At 39.9% G+C, this 24,691-nt stretch carries 19 protein-coding genes; 3 read left to right on the top strand and 16 right to left on the bottom strand.

Features of this window, described 5'->3' with window-relative positions; all coding sequences use genetic code 11:
* Window positions 1–8: 8 nt before the first annotated feature.
* The 4 genes from secD to queA form a co-directional block, all read right to left on the bottom strand.
* Window positions 9–1,868, bottom strand: coding sequence for a protein translocase subunit SecD (gene secD / locus AAEY62_RS05010; RefSeq protein WP_350634678.1), 1,860 nt, complete (start codon window positions 1,866–1,868; stop codon window positions 9–11).
* Between the two features lie 19 nt (window positions 1,869–1,887).
* Window positions 1,888–2,223: a preprotein translocase subunit YajC gene (yajC, locus tag AAEY62_RS05015; protein ID WP_007586472.1), complete on the bottom strand. Its 336-nt coding sequence runs from the start codon at window positions 2,221–2,223 to the stop codon at window positions 1,888–1,890.
* A 25-nt stretch (window positions 2,224–2,248) separates the two neighbouring features.
* On the bottom strand, window positions 2,249–3,376 hold the full coding sequence (gene tgt / locus AAEY62_RS05020) for a tRNA guanosine(34) transglycosylase Tgt (protein ID WP_007586471.1): 1,128 nt from the start codon (window positions 3,374–3,376) through the stop codon (window positions 2,249–2,251).
* Window positions 3,377–3,559: 183 nt separating this feature from the next.
* Entirely contained in the window at window positions 3,560–4,591 is a 1,032-nt protein-coding gene (gene queA, locus AAEY62_RS05025) for a tRNA preQ1(34) S-adenosylmethionine ribosyltransferase-isomerase QueA (protein ID WP_350634679.1), read from the bottom strand.
* Window positions 4,592–4,778: 187 nt separating this feature from the next.
* On the opposite strand from queA, the gene AAEY62_RS05030 reads away from it, so the two are divergent.
* Together AAEY62_RS05030 and AAEY62_RS05035 are read left to right on the top strand one after the other, a co-directional pair.
* Window positions 4,779–7,310 carry a two-component system response regulator gene (locus AAEY62_RS05030; protein ID WP_350634680.1) on the top strand — a complete coding sequence of 844 codons (2,532 nt, stop codon included), beginning with the start codon at window positions 4,779–4,781 and terminating at the stop codon, window positions 7,308–7,310.
* Window positions 7,311–7,491: 181 nt separating this feature from the next.
* Window positions 7,492–7,704: a hypothetical protein gene (locus tag AAEY62_RS05035; protein WP_002957835.1), complete on the top strand. Its 213-nt coding sequence runs from the start codon at window positions 7,492–7,494 to the stop codon at window positions 7,702–7,704.
* Between the two features lie 24 nt (window positions 7,705–7,728).
* Here AAEY62_RS05035 and AAEY62_RS05040 read toward each other — a convergent pair whose 3' ends face one another.
* The 7 genes from AAEY62_RS05040 to AAEY62_RS05070 form a co-directional block, all read right to left on the bottom strand.
* Complete coding sequence (locus AAEY62_RS05040) at window positions 7,729–8,649, bottom strand: hydrogen peroxide-inducible genes activator (RefSeq protein ID WP_007586467.1); 921 nt, start codon at window positions 8,647–8,649, stop codon at window positions 7,729–7,731.
* A gap of 82 nt (window positions 8,650–8,731) precedes the next feature.
* Window positions 8,732–10,000, bottom strand: a complete 1,269-nt coding sequence (locus AAEY62_RS05045; RefSeq protein ID WP_007586466.1) for an inorganic phosphate transporter — start codon at window positions 9,998–10,000, stop codon at window positions 8,732–8,734.
* Between the two features lie 39 nt (window positions 10,001–10,039).
* Window positions 10,040–10,717, bottom strand: coding sequence for a TIGR00153 family protein (locus tag AAEY62_RS05050; RefSeq protein ID WP_002957838.1), 678 nt, complete (start codon window positions 10,715–10,717; stop codon window positions 10,040–10,042).
* A gap of 150 nt (window positions 10,718–10,867) precedes the next feature.
* Window positions 10,868–11,569, bottom strand: coding sequence for a phosphate signaling complex protein PhoU (gene phoU, locus AAEY62_RS05055; protein WP_007586465.1), 702 nt, complete (start codon window positions 11,567–11,569; stop codon window positions 10,868–10,870).
* Between the two features lie 46 nt (window positions 11,570–11,615).
* Window positions 11,616–12,443, bottom strand: a complete 828-nt coding sequence (gene pstB / locus AAEY62_RS05060) for a phosphate ABC transporter ATP-binding protein PstB (protein WP_007586464.1) — start codon at window positions 12,441–12,443, stop codon at window positions 11,616–11,618.
* Window positions 12,444–12,470: 27 nt separating this feature from the next.
* Window positions 12,471–14,120: a phosphate ABC transporter permease PstA gene (pstA, locus tag AAEY62_RS05065; protein WP_024590591.1), complete on the bottom strand. Its 1,650-nt coding sequence runs from the start codon at window positions 14,118–14,120 to the stop codon at window positions 12,471–12,473.
* 15 nt (window positions 14,121–14,135) lie between these two features.
* On the bottom strand, window positions 14,136–16,370 hold the full coding sequence (locus tag AAEY62_RS05070) for an ABC transporter permease subunit (protein WP_024590590.1): 2,235 nt from the start codon (window positions 16,368–16,370) through the stop codon (window positions 14,136–14,138).
* Between the two features lie 381 nt (window positions 16,371–16,751).
* Here AAEY62_RS05070 and AAEY62_RS05075 point away from each other — a divergent pair, with 381 nt between their 5' ends.
* On the top strand, window positions 16,752–17,258 hold the full coding sequence (locus tag AAEY62_RS05075; RefSeq protein WP_007586460.1) for a glycine cleavage system transcriptional repressor: 507 nt from the start codon (window positions 16,752–16,754) through the stop codon (window positions 17,256–17,258).
* 176 nt (window positions 17,259–17,434) lie between these two features.
* Here AAEY62_RS05075 and AAEY62_RS05080 read toward each other — a convergent pair whose 3' ends face one another.
* The 5 genes from AAEY62_RS05080 to AAEY62_RS05100 all read right to left on the bottom strand — a co-directional run bounded on the left by AAEY62_RS05080 (window position 17,435) and on the right by AAEY62_RS05100 (window position 24,612).
* The gene (locus AAEY62_RS05080) at window positions 17,435–17,890 is read right to left on the bottom strand and encodes a hypothetical protein (protein WP_007586459.1); all 456 of its coding nucleotides are present in this window, start codon (window positions 17,888–17,890) and stop codon (window positions 17,435–17,437) included.
* A 199-nt stretch (window positions 17,891–18,089) separates the two neighbouring features.
* A complete protein-coding gene (locus AAEY62_RS05085; RefSeq protein ID WP_350634682.1) occupies window positions 18,090–21,209 on the bottom strand; it encodes an efflux RND transporter permease subunit in 3,120 nt (1,039 codons plus the stop codon).
* Window positions 21,210–21,217: 8 nt separating this feature from the next.
* Window positions 21,218–22,771 carry an efflux RND transporter periplasmic adaptor subunit gene (locus AAEY62_RS05090; protein ID WP_350634684.1) on the bottom strand — a complete coding sequence of 518 codons (1,554 nt, stop codon included), beginning with the start codon at window positions 22,769–22,771 and terminating at the stop codon, window positions 21,218–21,220.
* Window positions 22,761–24,137, bottom strand: a complete 1,377-nt coding sequence (locus AAEY62_RS05095) for a TolC family protein (RefSeq protein WP_350634686.1) — start codon at window positions 24,135–24,137, stop codon at window positions 22,761–22,763. The genes AAEY62_RS05090 and AAEY62_RS05095 overlap by 11 nt, the downstream gene beginning before the upstream one ends.
* Before the next feature lie 112 nt (window positions 24,138–24,249).
* A complete protein-coding gene (locus AAEY62_RS05100; RefSeq protein ID WP_350634687.1) occupies window positions 24,250–24,612 on the bottom strand; it encodes a hypothetical protein in 363 nt (120 codons plus the stop codon).
* Window positions 24,613–24,691: the final 79 nt, after the last annotated feature.

Raw genomic sequence — 24,691 nt, forward strand, 5'->3', positions numbered from 1 at the left:
TCAGCTCCTTAAATCGAAAGTTTATCAATACGTTTACCACCAACAAATAAGTTGATTACCGCACGGGTACCAACGATGGCTGTAAACATTGAAGTTAAAATACCAATCGCAAGTGTTACTGCAAAGCCCGCTATTGGGCCGGTACCTACTGCAAACAGTATAATGGCAGCAATTAGCGTGGTGATGTTGGCATCGAATATAGTGCTAAATGCGCTATCGTAGCCAAAATGAATTGCTTGTTGAGGGCTTCGGCCATCGGCTAGCTCTTCACGGATACGTTCAAAAATAAGTACGTTAGCATCAACCGCCATACCTACCGTTAATACAATACCGGCAATACCAGGTAGCGTAAGTGTAGCGCCTGGAATTAAAGACATAACACCAACAATCAGTACTAAGTTAGCCGCAAGAGCAAGGTTTGCAACCATACCAAAGCCTTTGTAGTACACAAGCATAAACACAAGTACAAACGCAAAACCAAGTGCAACCGCAGTCATACCCGCTTCAATATTTTCTTGACCTAAACTTGGACCTACAGTGCGCTCTTCAACAATTTGAATTGGTGCTACAAGCGCACCTGCACGAAGTAGCAAACTTAAGTTATGTGCTTCAGCTGGGTTATCGATACCTGTAATACGGAACGAGCGATCAAGACGTGCTTGAATTGTTGCTACGTTAATAACTTCTTCAACCTTAATAGGCGGAAGCGCTTTACCGTCTGCATCTTTTTTACCTGATGGCTTATATTCAATAAATACCGTTGCCATACGCTTACCAATAGCACGTTTGGTAAAGGCATTCATTTTTGCCCCACCTTTGCTATCGAGCGTAATACTCACTTGCGGGCGTTGGTATTCATCAGCGCCAGATTGCGCGCCAGTAATATGACTGCCTTCTAGAATAATACGCTTTTTAAGTACAACAGGGTAACCGTCGCGGCTCATGATCATTTCAGTACCCGCTGGGATACGACCTTGAGCAGCAGTGCTGATATCAGCGTTTTCGTCTACTTCGCGAAATTCAAGTGTTGCTGTTGCGCCTAAAATTTCTTTAGCGCGTGCTGTGTCTTGAATACCTGGTAGTTGAACAATAATACGCTCAGCGCCTTGGCGTTGTACGTTAGGTTCTGCAACACCAATTTGGTTGATACGGTTACGAATAATCGTTTCATTTTGCTTGATAGCGTAGTCACGAATTCCTTTGAGTTTTTGCTCACTCATCGTCGCAAAAAATGCTTTATCGTTACTGCTGTCATCAATGTAAACGTTTAGTGGGTAGCGAGTTTCTAAAACGCTTTCAGCTGCATTTTTATCTTCCTCGGTACGCATTTCTACACGCATACGCTCAGAGCCGGCTACACGTCGAACACTACGGTAACGTAGTTTTTCTTCGCGCAGGTCGCTACGAAAATCTTGTTCCATTTGCTCAAGCTGGTTATCAACCGCTGTTGCCATGTCGATTTCCATGGTGAAATGTACGCCACCACTTAAATCAAGACCTAGCTTCATAGGGTTACCACCAACCGCTTTTAACCAAGCTGGTTGAGCAGGTGCCATATTAATAGCAGAAATGTAATCGTCGCTCAGCGAATCACGCAGTAAGTCATGCGCTTTAAGCTGTTCTTCAACATTTTTTAAACGAACTAAAATTTGCCCATCTTCAAGTATTGTCGATTTAGCGGTTACATTATTTTTTTCAAGGATTGCGTTTACTTTGTCTACAACACTGAGATCTACATCAGCGCCTTTAGCACCTGAAACTTGTATAGCCGGATCACGACCATACAAGTTTGGAGAGGCATATAAAAGGCCAATGGCTACCACAGCTAAAACAAGTAAATACTTCCAAACTGGAAACTTGTTTAACACGGGGTCGTCCTTATTATTTTTATAGCGACTTCATTGTGCCTTTTGGCAATACTGCAGATACTGCAGATTTTTGTACTGTTACTTCTGCCTGCTCGTTTAAAGAGATAACGATGAAATCTTTCTCTTCAGAAATCTTCACAATTTTACCCACTAAACCGCCTTGGGTAAGTACTTCATCGCCTTTAGCCATCATACTCATTAAGCTTTTGTGCTCTTTAACGCGCTTAGCTTGCGGGCGGTAGATTAAAAAGTAAAAAACCAAACCGAAAATAGCTAACATTATTAGCATTTCCCAACCACCGCTTGCCGCAGGTTGACCAGCTGCTGCGTGTGCATTTGAAATAAATAAACTCATGATACTTCCTCTTTAATTTTAAAGTTTAATTTTTTATATCTACTAGCTCTGGCACGTCTTGGCCTCGGCGAGCATAAAAATCTTGTACAAATTCTTCTAATTTACCTTCGCTAATTGCATTACGTAAACCTTCCATAACACGTTGATAGTAACGTAAGTTATGAATTGTGTTTAGTCGCGCACCTAAAATTTCGTTACATTTATCAAGGTGATGCAAATAAGCTCGTGAATAGTTTCCACACGTATGGCAATCACACTCAGGGTCAAGTGGCCCTGTGTCTGTTTTATGTACTGCGTTACGTATTTTAACTACACCTGTGGTAATGAATAAATGGCCGTTACGCGCATTACGTGTTGGCATAACACAGTCAAACATATCAATACCACGGCGAACAGACTCAACTAAATCCTCTGGCTTGCCTACACCCATAAGGTAGCGTGGTTTGTCTTCTGGCATTTTAAACGCACAATGATCAAGAATATTCATCATTTCGTTTTTAGGCTCGCCTACTGATAGACCACCTAATGCATAGCCATCAAAGCCAATTTCTTCTAAGCCTGCTTGCGATTGTGCACGTAATTCTGGGTACATACCACCTTGAATAATACCAAACAAAGCAGATGGATTGTCGCCATGCCCTTCTTTTGAGCGCTTAGCCCAACGAAGAGATAACTCCATAGAATCTTTAGCTTCTTTTTCAGTTGCTGGATATGGCGTACACTCGTCAAAAATCATAACGATGTCTGAGCCTAAGTCGCGCTGTACTTCCATCGACTTTTCAGGCGACATCATAATTTCATCACCATTTACTGGAGATTGGAATAATACGCCTTCTTCAGTGATTTTACGCATTGCGCCTAAGCTAAAGACTTGAAAACCGCCTGAGTCAGTTAAAATTGGGAAATCCCAATTCATAAAGTCGTGTAAATCACCATGTTGCTTAATGATTTCAGTACCTGGACGAAGCATTAAATGAAAGGTATTACCTAAACATATTTGCGCACCAGTGGCTTTTACTTCATCTGGCGTCATACCTTTTACAGTACCGTAAGTACCAACAGGCATAAATGCAGGTGTTTCTATTACACCACGGTCAAAAATTAAGCGGCCGCGGCGCGCTTTTCCGTCAGTACAATCTAATTCAAATTTCATATCATCCTCAATGTCAGAAAAACAGTCCAACAAGCTATAATTTAACCGCTCGATTCTACCCTTTTTGCCTCATTAATACTATTAGCTGCGATAAATTCAGTTTTGCTTATTATGCTAAACAAAAACCCCAGCTTCGTTGCTGGGGTTTTTAGTGTTTTTTACTGAGTATTAAATAATAAATGGTTACTTACGTGTTAAAAACATCGCATCACCGTAACTAAAAAAGCGGTATTTTTGTTCAATTGCGGTATTGTATGCGCCCATAATATTGTCTTGTCCGCTAAAAGCACTTACTAACATAATGAGTGTTGACTCAGGTAAGTGAAAATTAGTGACCATGGCATCAACAACATTAAATTGGTAACCCGGAAAAATAAATATATCGGTATCACCAAAATACGTATCTAACTTGCCGCCGTGAACTTTAGCTGCCGACTCTAATGAGCGTACTGAAGTTGTGCCAACCGCAATTACACGCCCGCCACTTGCTTTGGTTTGTGCAACGGCAGCAACTACATCATCGGGCACTTCTATGTACTCGGAATGCATTACATGCTCATCAACACTATCCACTCGTACTGGCTGAAAAGTACCGGCGCCAACGTGCAAAGTAACAAAAGCCATGTTTACACCTTTATCTTTTAGTGCCGTCATTAACTTATCGTCAAAATGTAAGCCCGCTGTTGGCGCAGCAACTGCACCTGGCTTTTCTCCATAAACAGTTTGGTAACGCTCGCGATCAGCTTCGGTATCAGGTCGGTCAATATAAGGAGGCAGTGGCATATGACCAATATCATTAAGTATATCTAGCACGTTTTGGCTATGATCAAACTCAAGCTCAAATAATGTATCGTGGCGTGCAACCATTATTGCCTTGGCTTTGCCTTCAAGAATAACTTCGTTACCACCCTTAAGCGACTTGCTCGCGCGTACGTGCGCAAGTACGCGATGTTCATCTAGCACTCGCTCTACAAGCACCTCAACTTTGCCGCCAGAGGCTTTTTGACCAAACATACGTGCTGGAATAACGCGTGTATTGTTAAAGACTAACAAATCGCCTTCGTTTACTAAATCAAGTATGTCGCTAAACACTTTATGTTCTAGAGTTCCGCTTGGGCCATCTAAAGTAAGTAAACGGCTGCTAGTTCTGTCCGCTTTAGGAAAACGAGCTATTAATTCATCAGGTAAGTCAAAGCTAAAGTCAGCCACGCGCATAATTAGTAATCCACATCATTTAAAATCGCGCCAAGTGTATATGTATCGGGTATTAAGCTCAAGAAATCAGCCAAACTTATAATGTCTTGTTTGCGTGTTTCTCATTAAATTTTCTTGTTCTTATGGTTAAATGTCACTATTCTTGTTCGGCTGAATTATTATAAGTTACATTAGGGGTGTTCAACACGTGCCAAACCAGCTTAAATTGCTAATATTAAACGCAAGTAGTGCTGAACGTCGCGCGATTAAAGGCACTTTAGATAGCTTAAATGTATTTACCTTTATTGATGCGCAAGATAGCCAACAAGCTTTAAAGCTTTTAAAACAACACCCTGTTGATATTATAATAACGGGCATTAATGTTGGAAAAATTGACGGCTGGCGCTTTTCGAGGATGATCCGCTCAGGATTATTAAAAACACCAAAAAACACCCCAATTTTACTTATTCCGCCAATTTACTGTGAGCGTATTGCAGAAACAACAGCCCGAAGCTACGGGATAGATGCTGTACTGCCGTTTGAACATAAAGACATGCTCCCTCAAGTACTTGCGAATGTTTTATCTACTCACTTAGAAAAAAGTAGCCGGCTAAACTTATTATTATTAGAGCCACTTCAAAATACGGCCGACAAAATAAGTGAACAGTTAAAGTTAAACTTTGCTATTACTCACGTTACCTCAGCCAAAGCAGCACTAAACGCTTACAACCAACAGCAGTTTTCAATTGTGCTACTCGATGCCACTACATCAAGTGCAGAGAGCTCGAGTGTACTCGTTGAAGAAATCCTACAGCACAATTCTAAACAAGCTATTGTTACGATTATAGAAAGTGATGATGCTGATTACGCTGAGCAGCTTTTGCTGTCTGGTGTTACCGATTTTATTAGAGCCCCATACGACCCTTCATTTTTAAATAAAGTGTGTGACCACGCCGCACGACGTGAAGATTTTATGGTGAGTTATGCTGAGTTTGCTTACAAAGTAGAGCAGCTAAGCGTGAGCGAAGTGCGTTACAAAGAGTTATTTTCGGCTCATCAGCGTATTTTATTGCATTTGAATACGGTTGTTTTAGAGCTTGATCAGCAAGGGCATATTCGTTTTATTAACCCTGCATGGGAGGCATTGAGCGGTTTTGGTGTTAAATCATCACTACAAACCCCATTAAGCGCTTATTGTAATAACGAAGATAAAGGAAGACTAAATTATACTATTAATGACATTTTACATGGTGGCGAGCAACAGCAACAAATAGAAGTAAAGCTCACCCATAAAAATGGCAATTTAATCTGGGTCGAATGCAGATTACAGCTAATCAAAAATAGTCGTAATAACGCGACCATAACCGCCACTATCGACAACATACACGAACGTAAACAAGCAGAGATCCAACTACGTCATTTAGCACACCATGACCCATTAACTGGTTTACATAACCGTTATTACTTTGATCAACAGCTTAATAAAATATGCCAAGATAAATACACGTATGATGGCATAGAGCATGCTGTTATTTATATTGACCTCGATCACTTTAAAATAATAAACGACAGCAAAGGTCACCACCAAGGTGACATAGTATTAAAAGAAGTGGCGCAATTATTTAAAGCAAATATTGGCGAAGACCATTTGGTGTGCCGAATAGGCGGCGATGAGTTTGCAGTCATACTTACCGATATGAATTTACTGGATGCACACCTTATTGCTGAAGGTGTGTGCAGCGCAATAGAAAAACATGCTTTTAAATCAGAAGATCAGATATACACAATTAGCTGCTCTATTGGTTTAACTCAAATTACGACACAAAACAATGATCCTAATGAATGTTTAAAACAAGCCGATATTGCTTTGTATATTGCCAAAAATTTAGGGCGTAACTTAGTACATTGCTACTCAAGAGAGGACGCTCAAAACAATACGCTTCAAACTGGGCTTGAATGGGGTCACGAAATTCGACAAGCACTGCAGCAAGATAATATTGAACTGCATTACCAACCTATTTGGGATTTTAAAGAGTGTAAAGTTGCTTATTTTGAAGCGCTCTTACGCTTAAAACTCAAAGGTAAACTTGTGTACCCAAATCAATTTATTCCCTCTTTAGAGATGCTTAACGACACATTTTTGATGGATCAATGCGTTATACGTAATGCCGTTGCTTGTGTGTCTAAGCACCCAGAGTTAAACCAAGTTGCTATTAATTTGTCAGCACAATCATTCTTAGATGAACGCTTATTGCCATTAATTGAATCAAACCTTGAAAAGTATAACGTGCCCCCTTCGCGGATAATTTTTGAAATAACTGAATCAGCAAGTATTAACAACTTAAAAGCGACTCGTAAAATGATTGAGAAGCTTAATAGCTTAGGCTGTCATTTTTCTATTGACGATTTTGGAACTGGCTTTAGTACATTTAACTATTTAAAGCAGCTTCCAGCACAGCATGTAAAAATTGATGGCTCATTTGTAAGCGACATGCTTAATGACCCTATAGACTTAGCGTTAGTAAAAGCAATAAATGATATTAGTCGGTCTCTCGATAAGCGCTCTGTAGCTGAGTACGTTGAAAACGAAGAGATATTTTTTGCACTAAAAGAGATAGGTGTTGATTATGGACAAGGCTACTTTATTGCACGCCCAGTACCTGTTGAAAAAGTAAAAGATGAACTTGAAAAAATTTCAAAAAATAAAACGTTTTACCAACAACAAGCTAGCCCAAAATAAACAAAATTAAACAATTTGTTACTACCAATATTACCTTTCTTGCCTATACTTTCAGTATCAAATAAAAAATGTCGTGCCTTTTAATGTATTTCACTTTAAAAACATGACATTACCTTTTGGCGACGTAGTACTGATATTTATAGTGGGTTTCAAAGCTATTTAAGCTTTTAAGGAGAAAGGTATGACACAGCTAGTTATGTTATTACTGATTATACATTTTGCAATCGCGTATCAGTGTTATCGTTACGCAAATATTAAAGGCTACCCAGTTAAGGTTTTTACTGTATTAGGCTGCGTGCCTTACTTTAACTTGGTGGTATGGATTTATTTACTATTTTTACCCGAACTTGAGCCTTTTGAAAGCCATCTTCAAAATCAAAAGCAGCCTTTATAGGCTGCTTTCATTCATTTCCTATTCTTATTTAGAAAAATCTAAACTACATTGGCGCTTTAAAAATATCTCAAGCTGTTGACTAAATAACTTAAAGTCGCGGATCCGCCCCGTAGTTTTACGCCACAATATGCCAATATCTCTATATGCATCGCTTTGTGATGGTGTTGCCACCATATTTTTATTATCTAAAATTCCGGCGTTAATCGCCATTTGTGGTAAAAAAGTCACTCCGAGCTGATGCTCAACCATACTCAATAATGTATGCAAGCTTGCTGCTTCAAATGGGTTAATACAACTAGCACGATTTAAATGACATGCACTGAGCGCATGGCCTGTCATACAGTGCTCACGCTCGAGTAAGAATACGCTAGCCTCTGGTAATAGATTAAAGTCGACTACGCCCTTTGCAGCGCTGTAATCCTTATGGTGCACTAAACTAAACTGATCTTTTGCCAATACTTGTGTATGAAATTTATCGGTTTCGTATGGCAGTGCAAGTAGCGCTAAATCAATATGCCCATGCTCAAGTTTATCCAGTAGCTTATCACTCGTATCTTCTATTAATACCAGCTCTAAATCACAAAAGGTTTCTTTACAAAAGTGATACAGAGGAGCCGCTATAAAGCTAGCAATTGTAGGTATAACACCCACCGTTAATTTACCACTCAGTGGTGTTAAAAAGCTTTTAGTGAGCTCTTTTAAACTAATTGTATCGTTAATTATTTTACGAGAGCGCTCAACAACTTCTTCACCAATACTGGTAAACATAAGGCTGCGATTTTCGCGTTCAATAAGCTGGCAACCCAAAGTTTCTTCAAGATTTTGAATAGCACTGCTTAAAGTAGATTGCCCAATAAAACAGGCACTGGCAGCTCTGCCAAAGTGCTGATGTTGATGAACAGCTAATAAATACTGTAGCTGTTTGATACTTGGAAGATTGGTCATTTTTTCTTTCCACAAATAAAAAGACCCCAACACCTAGGGCATTGAGATCTTTTCAAGCTAAAAGTCTTTGAGTACTTTTTTGTTAAACCCCAAATGCGGTTCTTAGTACGTAGAAAATAACAATAGCAAGGGCAGCGCCAACTGGCAATGTAATTACCCAAGAAACTACAATGTTTCTGATAACACCCATGTTAAGTGCACCAATTCCACGTGCCATACCTACACCTAATACCGCACCCACTAAGGTTTGAGTAGTAGAGATTGGCATACCAGTACCTGATGCAATAACAACGGTAGAAGCAGCGGCTAGTTCAGCAGCAAAACCACGGCTAGGCGTTAAATGTGTAATGCCTTCACCAATCGTTTTAATTACTTTTTTGCCCAAAATAGCAAGACCCGCAACAATACCAAAACCACCTAGAGGTAGAATCCACCAAGCAATAGCCGCTTTTTTAGCAATTTCACCATTGTTTTCAACAATATTTACAACAGCAGCTAGTGGACCGATTGCATTAGCAACATCGTTAGAACCATGTGCAAAGGCCATACAACATGCTGTTAATACCATAAGAACAGCAAACACTTTTTCAACATTGTTGAATTGCATTTGTTTATCTGCTTTTGGATCGATATTTAAACGAGAAATAGCAATTTTACCAATTATAGCAACGACAACTGCTACAGCTATTGCTAAGGCGTACCCTTCGGCTGCACCTAAATCAACACCAACATGCTTTAAGCCTTTTTTAATTGTGACCAAGGCCATTATAAAACCTGCTAAACCCATATAAAGTGGTACATAGCGTTTAGCATTTTTTAGTGGTGCATCTGTATTAAAAATAAGTTTTTGTGCACTCATAAATATTAAGTATGCAATAAAGCCTGATATGGCGGGCGTTATAATCCAACTACCTACAATACCACCTACTTTATCCCATTGAATCGCCTCAGTACCAACAGCAACTAACGCAAAACCAATGATTGCACCAATGATTGAGTGAGTCGTTGATACTGGCCAACCCAAGAACGAGGCCATTAATAACCAAGCACCCGCTGCAAATAAAGACGAAATCATACCCAGAACCATAAGTTCAGGAATGTCTGCAAATGGTGCGGCATCGATAATTCCTTTACGAATTGTTGATGTAACCTCACCACCTGCTAAGTAAGCGCCTGCAAATTCAAAAATCATCGCTATAAAAATAGCTTGTTTGATTGTTAGCGCTTTTGAACCTACAGATGTGCCCATGGCGTTCGCTACGTCGTTCGCGCCAATACCATAAGCCATAAAAAAGCCGACTGCTGCGGCAATTAAAATTAATACCGTGCCGTAAGATGCAATGATATCCATTGTAAAACCTTAATCTTTCGTGTTTGAACTGATTTTAAATTAACGAGCTAACATCAGCTCAAGACGTGATCCTACGCGCTCTGCAATATCTGCAAGCTCGCCAACCCATTCAATGATTTTGTACAAAAACATAACATCAATTGGATTTAACTCACCCTCTACATCACGTAGCTGGCGGCGTACTTTTATCTGCATTTCGTCCGTGTCTTGTTCTATGGCATCCAATTCAACTAACATTTTTTCTACTAAGGTGACTTCTCGACCTTTAAAACCCGTTTCTAGCAATTCTTCTAATTCGTTAATTGCTTTAGATGCTTGTTTAGTCGCATCTACACAACGGGTTAAGTAAGCTAAGAAATCAGCTTGCATAACTTTTGGAATGGTCATTTCACGACCAATCACTCGCCCTGCAATGTCTTTCGCTTTATTAGCAATCTTATCTTGTTGAGTTACTAGTTCGAGAAGATCTGTACGCTCTACCGGCATGAATAAACCACGCGGTAATTGTAAACGTATATCTCTTTTCATATCATCAGCTTCACGTTCTAAATTGCGAATAGTGATGCGAAGCTCTTCTGCTTGTACCCACTCTTCTTTAAATACGTGATTAAAAAAAGGTATCAAAGCTTTACTTGCTTGATGAACCTTCTTGATGTGTTCTTCCATTGGTTTGATAGGAGATTTTGCAAATACTCCTAAAAACGCGTTTGTAGGCATAACTGACCCTTTAATCAAATTGATATGCTTTGCAGCATGAATTTTACAGTATTAACCAAGATTGTGAACGCTTTTTATTACTTCACTAAAGCTTGCAACACACAAAGCGACACTAAGCCGCTTTAATAGAAAAGCATGATGGGTAAAAAATCATAGTGATTTTTCTATATCTTCTTGAGATGTATGGCGAATATCTTTGCCATTAACAAAATAAATAATGTATTCAGCAATGTTCTGACAGCGATCACCAATACGCTCTAATGAGCGAACAGACCAAACTAAGTCCATGATTTTAGGGATTGAGCGTGGATCTTCCATCATGTAAGTCATTATTTGACGTGTGATAGCTTCATATTCGCGGTCAACTTTTGCATCTTCTTTATGTACTTGAAATGCACGTTGCACATCCATACGCGCAAATGCATCCAGTACGTCGTGTAGCATTTTTAAAACCTGGCGGCCCATATTTTCAATATTTACTAATAAATCTTGCTGATCTTTGGTAAATGAGTCTAGTGCAACTTTAGCAATTCGCTCAGCTTCATCGCCAATACGCTCTAAATCAGCGATTGTTTTAGCTATTGCAATCACTAAACGCAGGTCACTTGCTGCAGGCTGACGACGAGCAATAATACGCGTACACTCTTCATCAATGCTTACTTCCATAGCATTCACTTTATAATCGTTCTGACGTACCTTTTGAGCAAGCTCTGCATCGTTACGGCTCACAGCATCAAGCGCACTATTTAACTGCTGCTCAACTAAGCCACCCATGCTTAATACATGATTACGTACATTTTCTAGTTCTTGGTTAAAACGCCCAGAAATATGTTTATTAATATTATGTTCCATAGTTACCTTCTCTCTTAATCTTGCACAACACGCTACAACGGGCTAATTAACCGTAACGACCGGTAATGTAATCTTCGGTCTTTTTCTTCGTTGGTGTAGTAAATAAGGTATTTGTGTCTGAGTACTCAATCAATTCGCCCATATACATAAAGGCTGTTTGATCAGATACACGTGCTGCTTGTTGCATGTTATGTGTAACAATAACAACGGTAAATTGGTTTTTTAAATCGTTTATTAGCTCTTCGATTACCAAAGTAGAAATAGGGTCAAGTGCTGATGTAGGTTCATCTAATAAAAGAACTTCTGGCTCAATTGCAATTGAGCGAGCAATAACTAAACGCTGTTGCTGACCACCCGATAAGCCAAACGCGCTATCGTGTAATCTGTCTTTTACTTCATCCCATAAAGCAGCACCACGAAGTGATTGCTCTACCACTTCGTCTAACTTACGCTTCTCTTTAATGCCTTGTAAGCGTAGGCCATAAACCACATTTTCATAAATTGATTTAGGAAATGGGTTAGGACGCTGAAACACCATACCTACATTACGACGAAGTGCTGCTACATCTACGCTCTTATCGTAAATATTTTGACCGTGAAGTAATATTTCACCTTCAATACGGCAAATATCAACCAAATCGTTCATGCGGTTAATACAACGTAATAGAGTTGATTTACCACAGCCCGATGGTCCTATAAACGCAGTTACTTGGCCTTTTGGAATGTTCATATTTACTTTATTAAGCGCTTGCTTATCACCGTAGTAAAGATCGAGATCTTTAATCTCTAGCGCTTTTTGGTCATCCGTTAAATTTTCTAGGTCTAACTTCTGGCCTATATTAGCTTGGTTTACTTTTGGAGCGACTGTAATCATTTTTGTTACCTATAAAATCTTTACTAATTAGTGTTCAAGCGATCTGAATTTTTCACGTAAATGGTTACGTATACCAATGGCCGTTATGTTTAGGGTAATAATCACCGACACCAATAAAAAGGCCGTTGCGTATACCAGCGGGCGTGCCGCTTCAACATTAGGGCTTTGGAAGCCAACATCGTATATATGAAAGCCTAAGTGCATGAACTTTCTATCTAAGTGAAAATACGGGAAGTTGCCATCAAGTGGTAATGTAGGAGCCATTTTTACAACGCCTACTAGCATTAACGGTGCAACTTCACCTGCAGCACGCGCAACTGCCAGTATTAAACCTGTCATAATTGCAGGGCTTGCCATTGGAATAATTATGCGCCATAACGTTTCAACTTTTGTTGCGCCAAGCGCTAGTGAACCATCGCGTACGGTACTTGGAATACGAGATAAACCTTCTTCAGTCGATACAATAACAACTGGCAACGTTAGTATAGCGAGCGTTAATGCCGACCACATTACACCTGGCGTACCAAATACTGGCGTTGGCGACGATTCTGGATAAAATAATTGGTCTAAGCTACCACCTAACATGTATACAAAAAAGCCGAGGCCAAATACACCGTATACAATTGAAGGAACACCGGCCAAGTTAATCACTGCGATACGAATCATTTTAGTGATTGCATTTTTTGCGGCGTACTCGTGTAAGTAAATTGCAGCAACAACGCCAAACGGCGTCACAATTACAGCCATCAGCATAACCATAAATACAGTACCAAATATAGCAGGGAAAACACCGCCTTCTGTATTTGCTTCACGTGGATCATCGGATACAAACTTACCTAGTTGCACAAAGTAGTGGCCTAGCTTTGCAAAAAAGCCCATATCGTTTGGAAACCAAACATCAAGTACTTGATACATAGGAATTGTAACAACTTCACCGCGCATATCTTTTACAGTTACGTGGTCACGTTTAGCTTGTTTGCGTAGTGCAAATAAATCTTTTTCAAGTACACCATACTCTGCACGTAATTCAGCACGTGCTTGAGCAAGCTCAGCAACACGCTCATCAGTGAGAGCGTTATCAAGTAAGTAGCCTTTTTCTTTTAAACGTAAGCGTTCAAGTGCGTAGTTAATATGCCCAATGTCACCATTTTGCAAATCAAGTGCTTCGTCATTTAAATCAACCGCACGCTCTACAAGCTCATGTAGCGCTTCTATTTTATCGCCATTAACCGGTTGACCGTCTTTAATAACGTTTTGCACATAACCATAAAAGTTACCGTTTTTACTACGCTCAAATACTGCAAGCGCCGCTGGTGCTGTTTTATTTGTTATGTCGGTTTCTAATATCCAACGAAAATCTAAGTCTACATATTCGCGGTTACCTGTTTTAATAAGTAAGCGCTCTATTTCTTCTTTTTCAAATCCGCTAACATCAATACCTGTGGCGGCTAAACGCGTTTTTGGTACTAATTCACGGTCGTAAACTTCGCCAATAACAGTTTGCTTTGCAATCGACCCTTCAAGTTCAAACTGTACAACTTCTGAAGGCCAGAAAAAGCTTAACCCTTTCCAGGCTATCATTGCTAATAAGCCTAAAACTGAAATCAAACTGATGCTCACTGCACCACCGGTCATCCAAATCCAAGGAGAACCAGACTTAAACCACTGCTTTACCATGTCATGTCTCTCCGCTTACATTGAGCTGTATTTTTCACGCAGTTGCTGGCGAACAAACTCAGCGACTGTGTTAAAAATGAATGTGAATATGAATAATACAAAGGCTGCTAAGAATAATATTCTATAGTGCGAACTACCTACTTCTGACTCTGGCATTTCAACTGCAATATTTGCTGCAAGCGTACGCATACCTTGGAAAATGCTCCAATCCATAATCGGTGTATTACCGGTTGCCATAAGTACAATCATGGTTTCACCAACTGCTCGGCCAAGTCCCATCATTACCGCAGAGAAAATACCTGGGCTTGCTGTTAGTAATACAACACGTATTAGTGTTTGCCACTGCGTTGCACCTAATGCTAATGAGCCATTTGATAAATGCTTTGGAACACTAAATACCGCGTCTTCTGCAATTGAGAATATAGTAGGAATAACCGCAAAACCCATCGCAATACCTACAACAAGCGAGTTACGTTGATCGAATGTCATACCTAGCTCATTTGTTAAGTACTGACGCACATTGCCGTCAAACATCCAAAGTTCAACAAATTCGCTCATAGCAAACGAAAACCAACCAATAAGTAAAACGACCGGAATAAGGATGATTGAATGCGAACCATCAGGAATTCTATGGCGTATTTTTGTTGGTAATTTAGTCCAGGCTAAACCTGTCGCTAACATACCTAAAGGTAATAATATGAGTAACCCAACAATTGCAGGTAAGTGCTCTTCTATTAATGGGGCTAACCAAAGACCCGCTAAAAAACCTAAAATAACGGTTGGTAATGCTTCCATTATTTCAACGGTAGGCTTAACCACTTTACGTAATTTGCTCGACATAAAGTATGCCGTGTAAATAGCCGCCGAAAGCGCGATTGGTACAGCAAACAACATCGCATAAAGTGCTGCTTTTAATGTACCGAACGAAATTGGCACAAGTGAAAACTTAGATTCAAAGTCGTCACTGGCTGATGTAGACTGCCAAATATAACCTGGCTCTGGGTAACCTTCGTACCACACTTCTTGCCAAAGTGCTGACCAAGTAACTTCTGGGTGCTCGTTATGAATGTCTAATACTGTTAGCTTATTATCCGCTAAAATTAACGCAGCATTTGAACGTGGTGCAATTGCAAAGTTCTCTATTGCGCCTTCACTTACTTTCCCCTGCCATAATTTTGCTTCACTCGTTGTGTAATAAACACCTAGCTCACCATTATTGCCAGTAGTAAAAAAAGTACGACGGTAAAACTCAGTAAATATATTTAATTTACTTTGCTTAGTTGTTTCAAATGAGCGAATTTTTTGATATTCACGGCCTGTGTCAGTGTTTACTTCAAACCACTGCGAAATCTCGCCGTTATCATTAGCAAGCATGAGTGAGTTTGCGCCCGCTAGCAGTTGTGCAGATACAATATTTGCATTTTCTTCGTTAGCCGAAAGCAACTGAATTTGCTCTACATCACTTGGGTCACGCGTATCGTATACATACACTTGATTAGCAGAACGTACAAAAGTACGTGTTGTATCTGGCGACATTAATAACTCGTCTACACGTCCATTAACATCAAGTTCTGTGCGCTCAACAACCCACTCTACTTCACCGGTAAACATATTCTCTTCAGCAATAAAGCTGCTAAATAATACACGCTTATCTTCTGTAAGAGCTACAACCGCTGTTTTGTCTTCATAGTGACTAAATGCAAAGCGTTTAATAGCTGCACCTTGTTCATCTACTTCTAAAGCCATTTCCCCTAGAGGAAAACCTAAGCGAGGTGTTAATTTACGCTCGTTGTTTGGAAAGGTAACTAAAAATTTAGGTGCAACAACCATTACGGTGCCATCTTCTAAACCAAACGCATAATGCCCTTGAAAAGGCGCGCTTGTTGCAAAGCTTGTTGCATCACTTGGTAAATCTGCATTAAGTGTTTTGAGTTTTTTACCAAAACTACCTGACTCAACACTGTAAAAATCAACCTGACCTTGCTGACTTAGTAAATAAGCAACTTCAGTTTGCTCTTCTACACCTAAGCCTGCTATTTGCTGTGAATTAGCAACATGAAAGCTATCGCGTTTTTCTACTTTTGCTGATTCAAAAATTGGCTGTACTACATAAAGAAGGTAAAAGAATATTAATAGCAGTGCTACCAATACCATTATCCCACCAGCGGTTATGCCAAACTTGGCAAACCGATCTTTAAATAGACGGCTTCGATCCGTATTAAAAGTCGGCTTATTCGGATTTGAAGTCATCAAAACACCCTTAAATCTTAACGTTGCATAAATTATATTTCATCAAGATGACAGTAATGTTACAGCAGTAATAATAAGCACTCTAAAACAGCTTTAAATAAAACTAACGAGGGAAAAGTCTAAATTAGCTTCAAATAGGTGATTTATAAGTGAACTAAATTATAAAATAATTGGACAAAGTATTTATCGAGGTCAATACTAAAAGAGTACTTAGTAAATAATAATGACTATTAATACTGCGTATAGTCAACACAACTATATCCATTTTTTTAATTTATAATCAAAGATTTATAAAAAAGTGCAACAACACACAATTTAAATTAGACAACATACTTAATGCCTATGCATTTACTTTCTTTGGGCTTAAAAAGAGAATTATTTATGAAGCAGTTGGTTATAACTATTTTAGGGAAAGATCGCCCTGGTTTAGTAGAGAGCATCTCATCAGTCGTATTACAAAATCATGGCAACTGGCTTAGTAGTAACTTAAGCCATTTATTAGGTCATTTTGCAGGTATTATTCAACTTGAAGTTGCTGAGGAGCATTTTCAATCATTACAAAGTGCTTTAAATAAGTTACCTAAGTTAGACGTTCGTATTGAAACCGGAAACACAGAGATTGAACCATCAACACTAGAGCAAATTAATCTAGTTATAACAGGTAACGACCGTCCTGGTATTGTTCAAGAACTGGCAAGTGTAATACGTCATAAAGGCGCTAATATTACTCACTTAAATTCAAGACAACAAAGTGCACCTAATTGGGGAGTGCCTATTTTTAGCGCTGTTGCTACCGTTACTTTGCCAAATGGTATGGATAAAGACGAAGTTATTGAAGCATTAGAATCAATTACAAGTGATTTAATTGTAGATACGGAAGAAGTTTAACCTCCATTTATGCGTGCCATACAACTGACACGCATACCATTTTAGTCCATCAAAATGCTCTGCAGATTATTTAACGCAGACATAAAATAAGCCGATGCAAGCATCAGCTATTTTAAATAATCACCTTAAAGCTAATAAGAGCAAGATAAACTCAGTAATCCCGCTCTTTTATAAAGCTACATATCCATATGACGATTAGTACTTTGCATCATTTGCTTTATACCTTGCTTTTCAAGCTCTAGTATTTGTTGAAGCTTTTCTTGCCCACTTTCGGTTTCGGCGCGTTCAAGTAAGTATTCATATAACTCAATCACTTTTTGATGTTGCTGTGCTAAATAGCCTTGAATGACTTCTTCATCGAATTGCTGATCTTTACTAATGTCTTCAAAAGTAATTAGCTCGGGATTTTTAGCAAAGTATTCATAACTGTACGTATCGAGCGTATTTATTTCAGTTATCGCTTTAAACCCGACTAAATCTTCGGCGAGTTTTTTTTCGTAATTTAGGTAGTAGTCCACCAGCATTGCATTATGTTCATCGAGTAAATCCTTTACGCTATAAAAATTAGCCGCCATTTGCGTATGAAACAAAACGGTCCAATCGTATACCTCTTTAATTGTTTTAACTTGCATGTGCATTCCTTACTTAGTTGACTGTATAGGTAATACACTGCGTAAAGCATGCCAATTAAAAAGCTATTTAAAAACAGTTAGTTAATTTAAATGTGAGTAATAACTAGCTATTTAATAGAACAACTTACAAATTATAGGTAATTTTTATAGAGCAATGCGTGGGTAGTAACAGCATTGCTCTATCGTCTGTTGCTTTATATTATTTAAGTCCTTGTTTGCGCCATAGTAGGTAAACCGCAGGAATAACAAGTAAGGTGAGTACAATTGCACTGCCCATACCGCCAACCATAGGCGCTGCTATTCGGCTCATTACTTCGCTTCCGGTGCCCGTGCCATAAAGTACAGGTAATAAACCGATAATAATTGTCGCGACAGTCATCATAACTGGGCGTACTCGAAGCCCTGCTCCTTCAATAATAGCTTGCTGTAATTGCACTAAGCTAAGCGGTTTTCCGGCTTGCTCTGCTTCGAGGCACTTTTCTTGATAGGCTTGGTTTAAATACACCAACATAATGACCCCAATTTCTACCGCTACCCCAGCTAAGGCAATAAAGCCTACACCTACTGCAACTGAAAAGTTAAAGCCCTCTAAATACATTAGCCATACGCCACCAATCATTGCCAGTGGCAACGTAGCCATAATAATAGTGACCTCAGCAAAGCTTCTAAAATTAAGGTAAAGCAATACAATAATAATCGCTAATGTAAGTGGTAATACATAAGTCAGTTTTTCTTTAGCGCGCTGCATGTATTCATACTGCCCAGCCCACGTAATTGAGTAGCCAGCAGGTAGTATTAGGTCTTTATCGAGCACTTGCTGAGCGTGCTCAACGTAAGTACCAATATCAACGCCATCTATATCAATAAAACTCCAACCGTTTAAACGTGCATTTTCGCTTTTTATACCAGGCGGTCCATCTTCAATAAATACATCGGCTACATCACCAAGTGCTATACGCTGCCCTGTAGGCGTTACAATAGGTAACAACATTAACTCTTCTGGCGAGTCTCTGTATGCTTGCGGATAACGTAAATTAACAGGGTAACGCTCTTGCCCTTCTACCGTTTGTGTTACGTTTGTACCACCTATTGCAGTAGATACAACTTGCTGTACGTCGCTGATGTTTAAGCTATAACGCGCGGCTTTTTCACGATTTATATCTACTTTTATATAACGTCCACCGGCTACTCGCTCTGAGTAAACCGATGCGGTGCCTTGCACATCTTTTAAAAGCACTTCTATTTGTTGACCAATTTTTTGAATTTCACTCAACTTTGGTCCCGCAACTTTAATTCCCACAGGGGTTTTAATACCCGTTGCAAGCATATCAATACGCGTTTTAATTGGCATTACCCACGCATTCGTCAACCCAGGAAACTTAACCAAACCGTCGAGTTCTTTTTTAAGTTTTTCAAGAGTCATACCCTCGCGCCATTCGTCTTTTGGCTTTAGCTGAATAAACGTCTCTATCATTGTAAGCGGCGCAGGATCTGTTGCAGTTTCTGCTCGCCCAACTTTACCAAATACTGTTTTAACCTCGGGTAGTGTGGCAATTAACTTGTCGGTTTGCTGTAGTATTTCGCGCGCTTTACCTACCGATAAACCAGGATACGTTGTGGGCATATACATTAAATCGCCCTCATCGAGTGGCGGAATAAATTCACTGCCTATTTTATTTACCGGGTAAAAGCCAATAACAGAAACAACCACCGCGAGTACCAGTGTCATTTTTGGAAATTTAAGCACCCAGTTAAGTAGTGGTCGATACGCTGCGACGAGTAATCGGTTAACTGGATTTTTTTGCTCCGAAATAACTTTACCTCTAATAAAGTAACCCATCAATACCGGCACTAAGGTAATCGCAAGCCCAGCAGACGCTGCCATAGCATAGGTTTTAGTGTAAGCGAGTGGCGCAAACATACGCCCTTCTTGCGCTTCTAAAATAAATACCGGCATAAAGCTGACGGTAATAATTAATAAACTAAAAAATAATGCAGGACCCACTTCACTCGCCGATTTAGCCACAACTTCCCAGCGGTTTTCGTTGGTAAGGGGCGTTTTTTCCATATGTTTATGCATATTTTCAATCATGACGATAGCGCCATCGGTCATTGCGCCTATCGCTATTGCAATTCCTCCTAAAGACATAATGTTGGCGTTAATCCCCTGCCAATACATAATTATAAATGCCGTTAAAATTCCAAGCGGTAACGTAATAATCGCTACAAGTGATGAGCGCACATGAAACAAAAACACCACACACACTAAGGCAACTACAATAAGCTCTTCAATTAGCTTACTTGTTAAATTATCTACCGCGTTATTTATTAAGTTGGAGCGATCGTACACAGGGACTATTTCAACGCCCTCTGGTAATCCCTTTTTAAGCGATTCTAACTTTGCTTTTACGAGCTCAATGGTTTTTTGTGCATTTTCGCCATAGCGCATAATAACAATGCCGCCGGTTACCTCGCCTTCACCATTCAGTTCTGCAATACCACGGCGCATTTGCGGTCCGACTCTAATATCGGCTACATCACGTAATTGCAGCGCAGTACCGTTGGCGTTTACACCAAGCGGAATAGCTTCCAAGTCGGCAACACTCTTAATGTAGCCTGTGCTTGTTACCATGTATTCTGCTTCAGCCATTTCAACTACTGAGGCGCCCATCTCTTGGTTGCCTTGTTGAATAGCGGTTTGAATGAGGCTAAGCGGAATACCATATGCGCGTAATTTATCGGGCTCTACATTGACTTGGTATTGCTTAACCATGCCACCAACAGCAGCCACTTCAGATACACCGGGCACAGTTTGTAGCTCAAACTTTAAAAACCAATCTTGTAAGCTTCGTAGCTGACTAATATCGTGTTTATTTGTTTTATCAATTAGTGCGTATAAGTAAATCCAACCTACGCCTGTTGCATCAGGGCCAAGCTCTGCCGTAGCGCTATCGGGTAATCTACTCGCTACTTGGCTTAGGTATTCTTGTACTCGGCTACGCGCCCAATACAAATCGGTTTTTTCGTCAAAAATAACGTAAACGTACGAGTCTCCAAAAAACGAAAAACCCCTTACAGTTTGTGCACCCGGCACAGAAAGCATTGCTGTGGTGAGCGGAAATGTAACTTGGTCTTGCACTACTTGCGGCGCTTGCCCCGGGTAAGTGGTTTTTATAATGACCTGAACATCAGATAAGTCAGGCAAGGCATCCACGGGAGTATTTTTTACAGCAAACAACCCTCCACCCAGTAAAATTAATGTAAGCAACAACACAAAAAAGCGATTGCTAACAGACCAGCGAATAATGGCAGTTATCATAATGGCTCCTAGTGAGAACTATGTTGCATAGTAGAATGATCAATCGGCTCTGCGTTTTGCGCTTTAGTAATTACAAATTCATCGTTAATAATGCTAAAAGTAAAATTAATATACTGGGCATTTTCAAACTGACTAATATCAATATCTGGCGCTAATACAAAGTCCATTGTGGCGGGTTCTCGATTCCATTTTTCAATGGCTTCTCGGCTAATATTAATAATGCGATTTTGTGTATCTATGGCGTTAATAGTACCGTTAACAGTCGCATTTTGTGGCTGCATATCCATGTTCATATTTGAGTCTGAACCAGAATCCGAACTCATACCTGAGTTAATACTAGAACTAGGCATTTCCATTCGTTTAAAGTCGGAGCTTTTACTCGATTCAGAGTCTATTAAAAATTGCGCTGAAGTCACTACCGTGTCACCTGTCATTACACCTGACAAAATGACAGCTTCATTACTATTAATTTGCCCAACTTCAACTTCTACCGATTTAAAACGACCCTCACCTAATGCAATAACCACACGGTTTTGATGCTGCGTGCGAATTACCGCTTCTTTAGGGACTGTAAATTGCGCCTTACTCGCTTTAGCGTGAATGCTCACTTGTGCAAACATATTTGGTTTTAACCGATGATCTGCATTTTCAAACCTAAGCCTTACACGCAGAGTCCGGTTTTTAGCATCAAGCGCGGGGTAAATGTAATCAACCTTACCTTCCCACTTTTGACCTTTTAAGTAATCAAGCGTCATTGTAACGGGCAACCCAACACTCACTTGTTCTGATTGGCGCTCGAACACTTGTGCCTCTACCCAGATTTCATCAAGCTGGGCAATACTCATCATTGATGTGCCTGGTTTAACGTAAAAGCCTTCTCGTACTGTTAGCTCATCTACCACACCACTTTGCTTTGCGTAAAAAGTAATATTTTGCATTATCTTTTTATTTTTTTGTAAGCGCTCGATAAATCCATCAGACACATTTAACGACTCTAAACGCGCCTTTGCAGCGCGAATTAACACGGTATTATTACGATTAACTGCCAATAAAAGCTCTTCCTGTGCGTTCACCAATTGTGGTGAATACAATGTATATAAAGGCTCACCGGCTTTAACTTCTGCACCTTGTGCTTTAACATATAAACTTTCAATCCAGCCTTCTACACGCGGATGAATGTGAATAAGTTGGTCTTGGTTATATTGCACATAACCCACAGTATTTATATCGCTGTGAAGTGTTTTAAGCTGCACTTTGGCAGTTCTTACACCAAAGTTATTAACTACTGCAGGCGAAATAGTTACAGCACCTGGTCCATCCTGAGCCTTGCTAGCGTTTTCATACACAGGTACTAAATCCATTCCCATTGGCGAAAGCCCTGGCGCGTCACGCCTGTAATTACTATCCATAGGGGCTACCCAATATAAGGGCTGTTTGTCAGCGCTTTGTTGTTCATTCATTGCCGAGTTGCTAGGTAAAAATTGCATAACTAAGGCGCCTATTAACCCAAAGGCGCCTGCGCCAACTAAGGCGGCAACAAGTAACTTTAAATTAGTATTCATTGTGTAATTCTCCAGTTTGCTCGCTCATTACTTGGGTGTCTAAGCTACTTGCATAATAATTAAGGCGGGCGGTAATAATATGTTGATCTACTTGAATATTCAGTGCATCAATTTTGGCGTTAAGTTCACTAATGCGAGCGCGCATCACATCAGAAAAATCCCCATCGTCGCGCGTATAAGCATTAAGTGTTGCTTGAGATTGCTCTGACATTTGCGGTAATAACGTATTTTGATAAAGCGCATCGCGTTTTTGTAAACGAGCGAGTTGACTAAACTCCTTAAAGTACATGCCTTTGAGTTTTTGAAGCGCCACCAGCTTTTGTGTTTTAGTAGCTTCTGCACTAGCAATAGCCGATTTAACTTGTTGATCTTGTCTGTTATCAGTAAACAATGGCAAATCAATACTAAACCCTACAGAGAGTAAATCAGCTCGCGACTCACCCATCGGGGTATCATCTCGGTAACCATAACCCACATTAACGCCCATCTGAGGTTTGTAGCTTTGCTTAGCGAGTGCAACTTCGGTTTGCTTTGCCGTTACGGTTTTATCTATCGCAATAATTGCGGGATGCGCCATAAGTAACTGTATTAGCTCATCAAATTCAAGGCTCGAAAAATCAACCAGCCCTGCGGTTTTAGTAAACTCAGTATTTAAAGGCTGCATAAGCATATTCATAGGTAACCACTGTGCTAAACGGTTTTTAGCACTTTCAAATTGCTGCTCAAGCATAACCAGCTTATCTTCAAGACGGGTGAGTTCTAATTGCGCACGAATAATATCTTGCTGACGTGTTTTACCTAAGGTGCTTGCGTAGCTTGCTTCGGTAATGTCAATAAGTTGAGTAAATAGCCCTTTATCTTGCTCAATTAAAGCAATACTTCGCTGAGCACGATACGCGTTTAACCACGACTCAATCACAATTGCTTTTACTTGTGCTAAGCGATCGGCGCGCTGCCAAGGGTATTGTTGAGCAGACTGTGCTAATGCTTTTTGTCTAAGCGCTAAACTATTCCCTCGGCTAAACTTTTGGCTCAAATCAACTTTAAGCTGCGTCATCCCTTCTTGGTCAAACGCATAACCGTTAGTAGGTAAGTTGAGTAAGCCAACCGTTAAAACAGGATCGGGTAAGGTGCCTGCGGCAATGCTTTGCGCTATTGCTGCATCTTCTTGGTAGCCACTCGCTTTTAGCCATGGCTCATGCGTTAGCGCATAATTAAGCGCTTGCGTTAAGCTAAGCGTTTGCTCATAACTAGTTTGCTTTAGTATTTCGGTATTTAGGTTATTTTGATTGTTTTGCGCATTAACAGCTGTGCTAAATAACACAACACTACATAATACGACTTTAATACTTACAGCGTGGTTCATCACCTGCTCCATCTAAAAATAAAAGAAAATCTTAAATTAGGAAGCAAAAAAGGTGTTTAGGAGTTACCAATAAGCGGGGTTACCGCAATTTTTACATACACCTATCCTGCTATTAAGCAGACATAGGAGGGCGGTAGAGTGAACGAGGTATATTAATTTGTGTAGTAAATACACGTACATTTACTTTTTCAGATTCAAGTAAAGTAACGCTAAATAAAGTATCAACATTAAGCATTGAATTAGCAGCGCAGCCACTCATAGGGCATTTACAGTCATTTTGTGGCGTACTTTCGTCGTCGCAACAATCCATCTGCATCATATTTTCAGACATGCTAGCGACAGCTGTTGCATCACTAGTTTGTGTCATTGGCATTTGGGCATGCATTGCTGTTTTAGTTGGCATATGTGGCATTTCACATACCATAGCTACAGACGCAACTGCCTGACCCACAAAAGTGAGCAGTAAAGTTATCATGAGTAAACTAGAGTAAAAACGTTGCAACATTATGCCTTTTAATAAACTTTAAAATGATTGTAAGGCAACCTAACGGCAA

Source organism: Pseudoalteromonas sp. GW168-MNA-CIBAN-0100 (assembly GCF_040309225.1).
Lineage (GTDB): Bacteria > Pseudomonadota > Gammaproteobacteria > Enterobacterales > Alteromonadaceae > Pseudoalteromonas > Pseudoalteromonas arctica.

What these genes read in the sequence shown, in the direction of transcription:
- pstA (WP_024590591.1), bottom strand. Translation starts at nt 14,120, where the DNA reads ATGGTAAAGCAGTGGTTTAAGTCTGGTTCTCCTTGGATTTGGATGACC.
- queA (WP_350634679.1), bottom strand. Translation starts at nt 4,591, where the DNA reads ATGCGCGTGGCTGACTTTAGCTTTGACTTACCTGATGAATTAATAGCT.
- AAEY62_RS05090 (WP_350634684.1), bottom strand. Translation starts at nt 22,771, where the DNA reads ATGAATACTAATTTAAAGTTACTTGTTGCCGCCTTAGTTGGCGCAGGC.
- AAEY62_RS05040 (WP_007586467.1), bottom strand. Translation starts at nt 8,649, where the DNA reads ATGACCAATCTTCCAAGTATCAAACAGCTACAGTATTTATTAGCTGTT.
- AAEY62_RS05050 (WP_002957838.1), bottom strand. Translation starts at nt 10,717, where the DNA reads ATGCCTACAAACGCGTTTTTAGGAGTATTTGCAAAATCTCCTATCAAA.
- AAEY62_RS05085 (WP_350634682.1), bottom strand. Translation starts at nt 21,209, where the DNA reads ATGATAACTGCCATTATTCGCTGGTCTGTTAGCAATCGCTTTTTTGTG.
- tgt (WP_007586471.1), bottom strand. Translation starts at nt 3,376, where the DNA reads ATGAAATTTGAATTAGATTGTACTGACGGAAAAGCGCGCCGCGGCCGC.
- AAEY62_RS05080 (WP_007586459.1), bottom strand. Translation starts at nt 17,890, where the DNA reads ATGCAAGTTAAAACAATTAAAGAGGTATACGATTGGACCGTTTTGTTT.
- AAEY62_RS05100 (WP_350634687.1), bottom strand. Translation starts at nt 24,612, where the DNA reads ATGATAACTTTACTGCTCACTTTTGTGGGTCAGGCAGTTGCGTCTGTA.
- phoU (WP_007586465.1), bottom strand. Translation starts at nt 11,569, where the DNA reads ATGGAACATAATATTAATAAACATATTTCTGGGCGTTTTAACCAAGAA.
- AAEY62_RS05070 (WP_024590590.1), bottom strand. Translation starts at nt 16,370, where the DNA reads ATGACTTCAAATCCGAATAAGCCGACTTTTAATACGGATCGAAGCCGT.
- AAEY62_RS05035 (WP_002957835.1), top strand. Translation starts at nt 7,492, where the DNA reads ATGACACAGCTAGTTATGTTATTACTGATTATACATTTTGCAATCGCG.
- pstB (WP_007586464.1), bottom strand. Translation starts at nt 12,443, where the DNA reads ATGATTACAGTCGCTCCAAAAGTAAACCAAGCTAATATAGGCCAGAAG.
- AAEY62_RS05095 (WP_350634686.1), bottom strand. Translation starts at nt 24,137, where the DNA reads ATGAACCACGCTGTAAGTATTAAAGTCGTATTATGTAGTGTTGTGTTA.
- AAEY62_RS05075 (WP_007586460.1), top strand. Translation starts at nt 16,752, where the DNA reads ATGAAGCAGTTGGTTATAACTATTTTAGGGAAAGATCGCCCTGGTTTA.
- yajC (WP_007586472.1), bottom strand. Translation starts at nt 2,223, where the DNA reads ATGAGTTTATTTATTTCAAATGCACACGCAGCAGCTGGTCAACCTGCG.
- AAEY62_RS05045 (WP_007586466.1), bottom strand. Translation starts at nt 10,000, where the DNA reads ATGGATATCATTGCATCTTACGGCACGGTATTAATTTTAATTGCCGCA.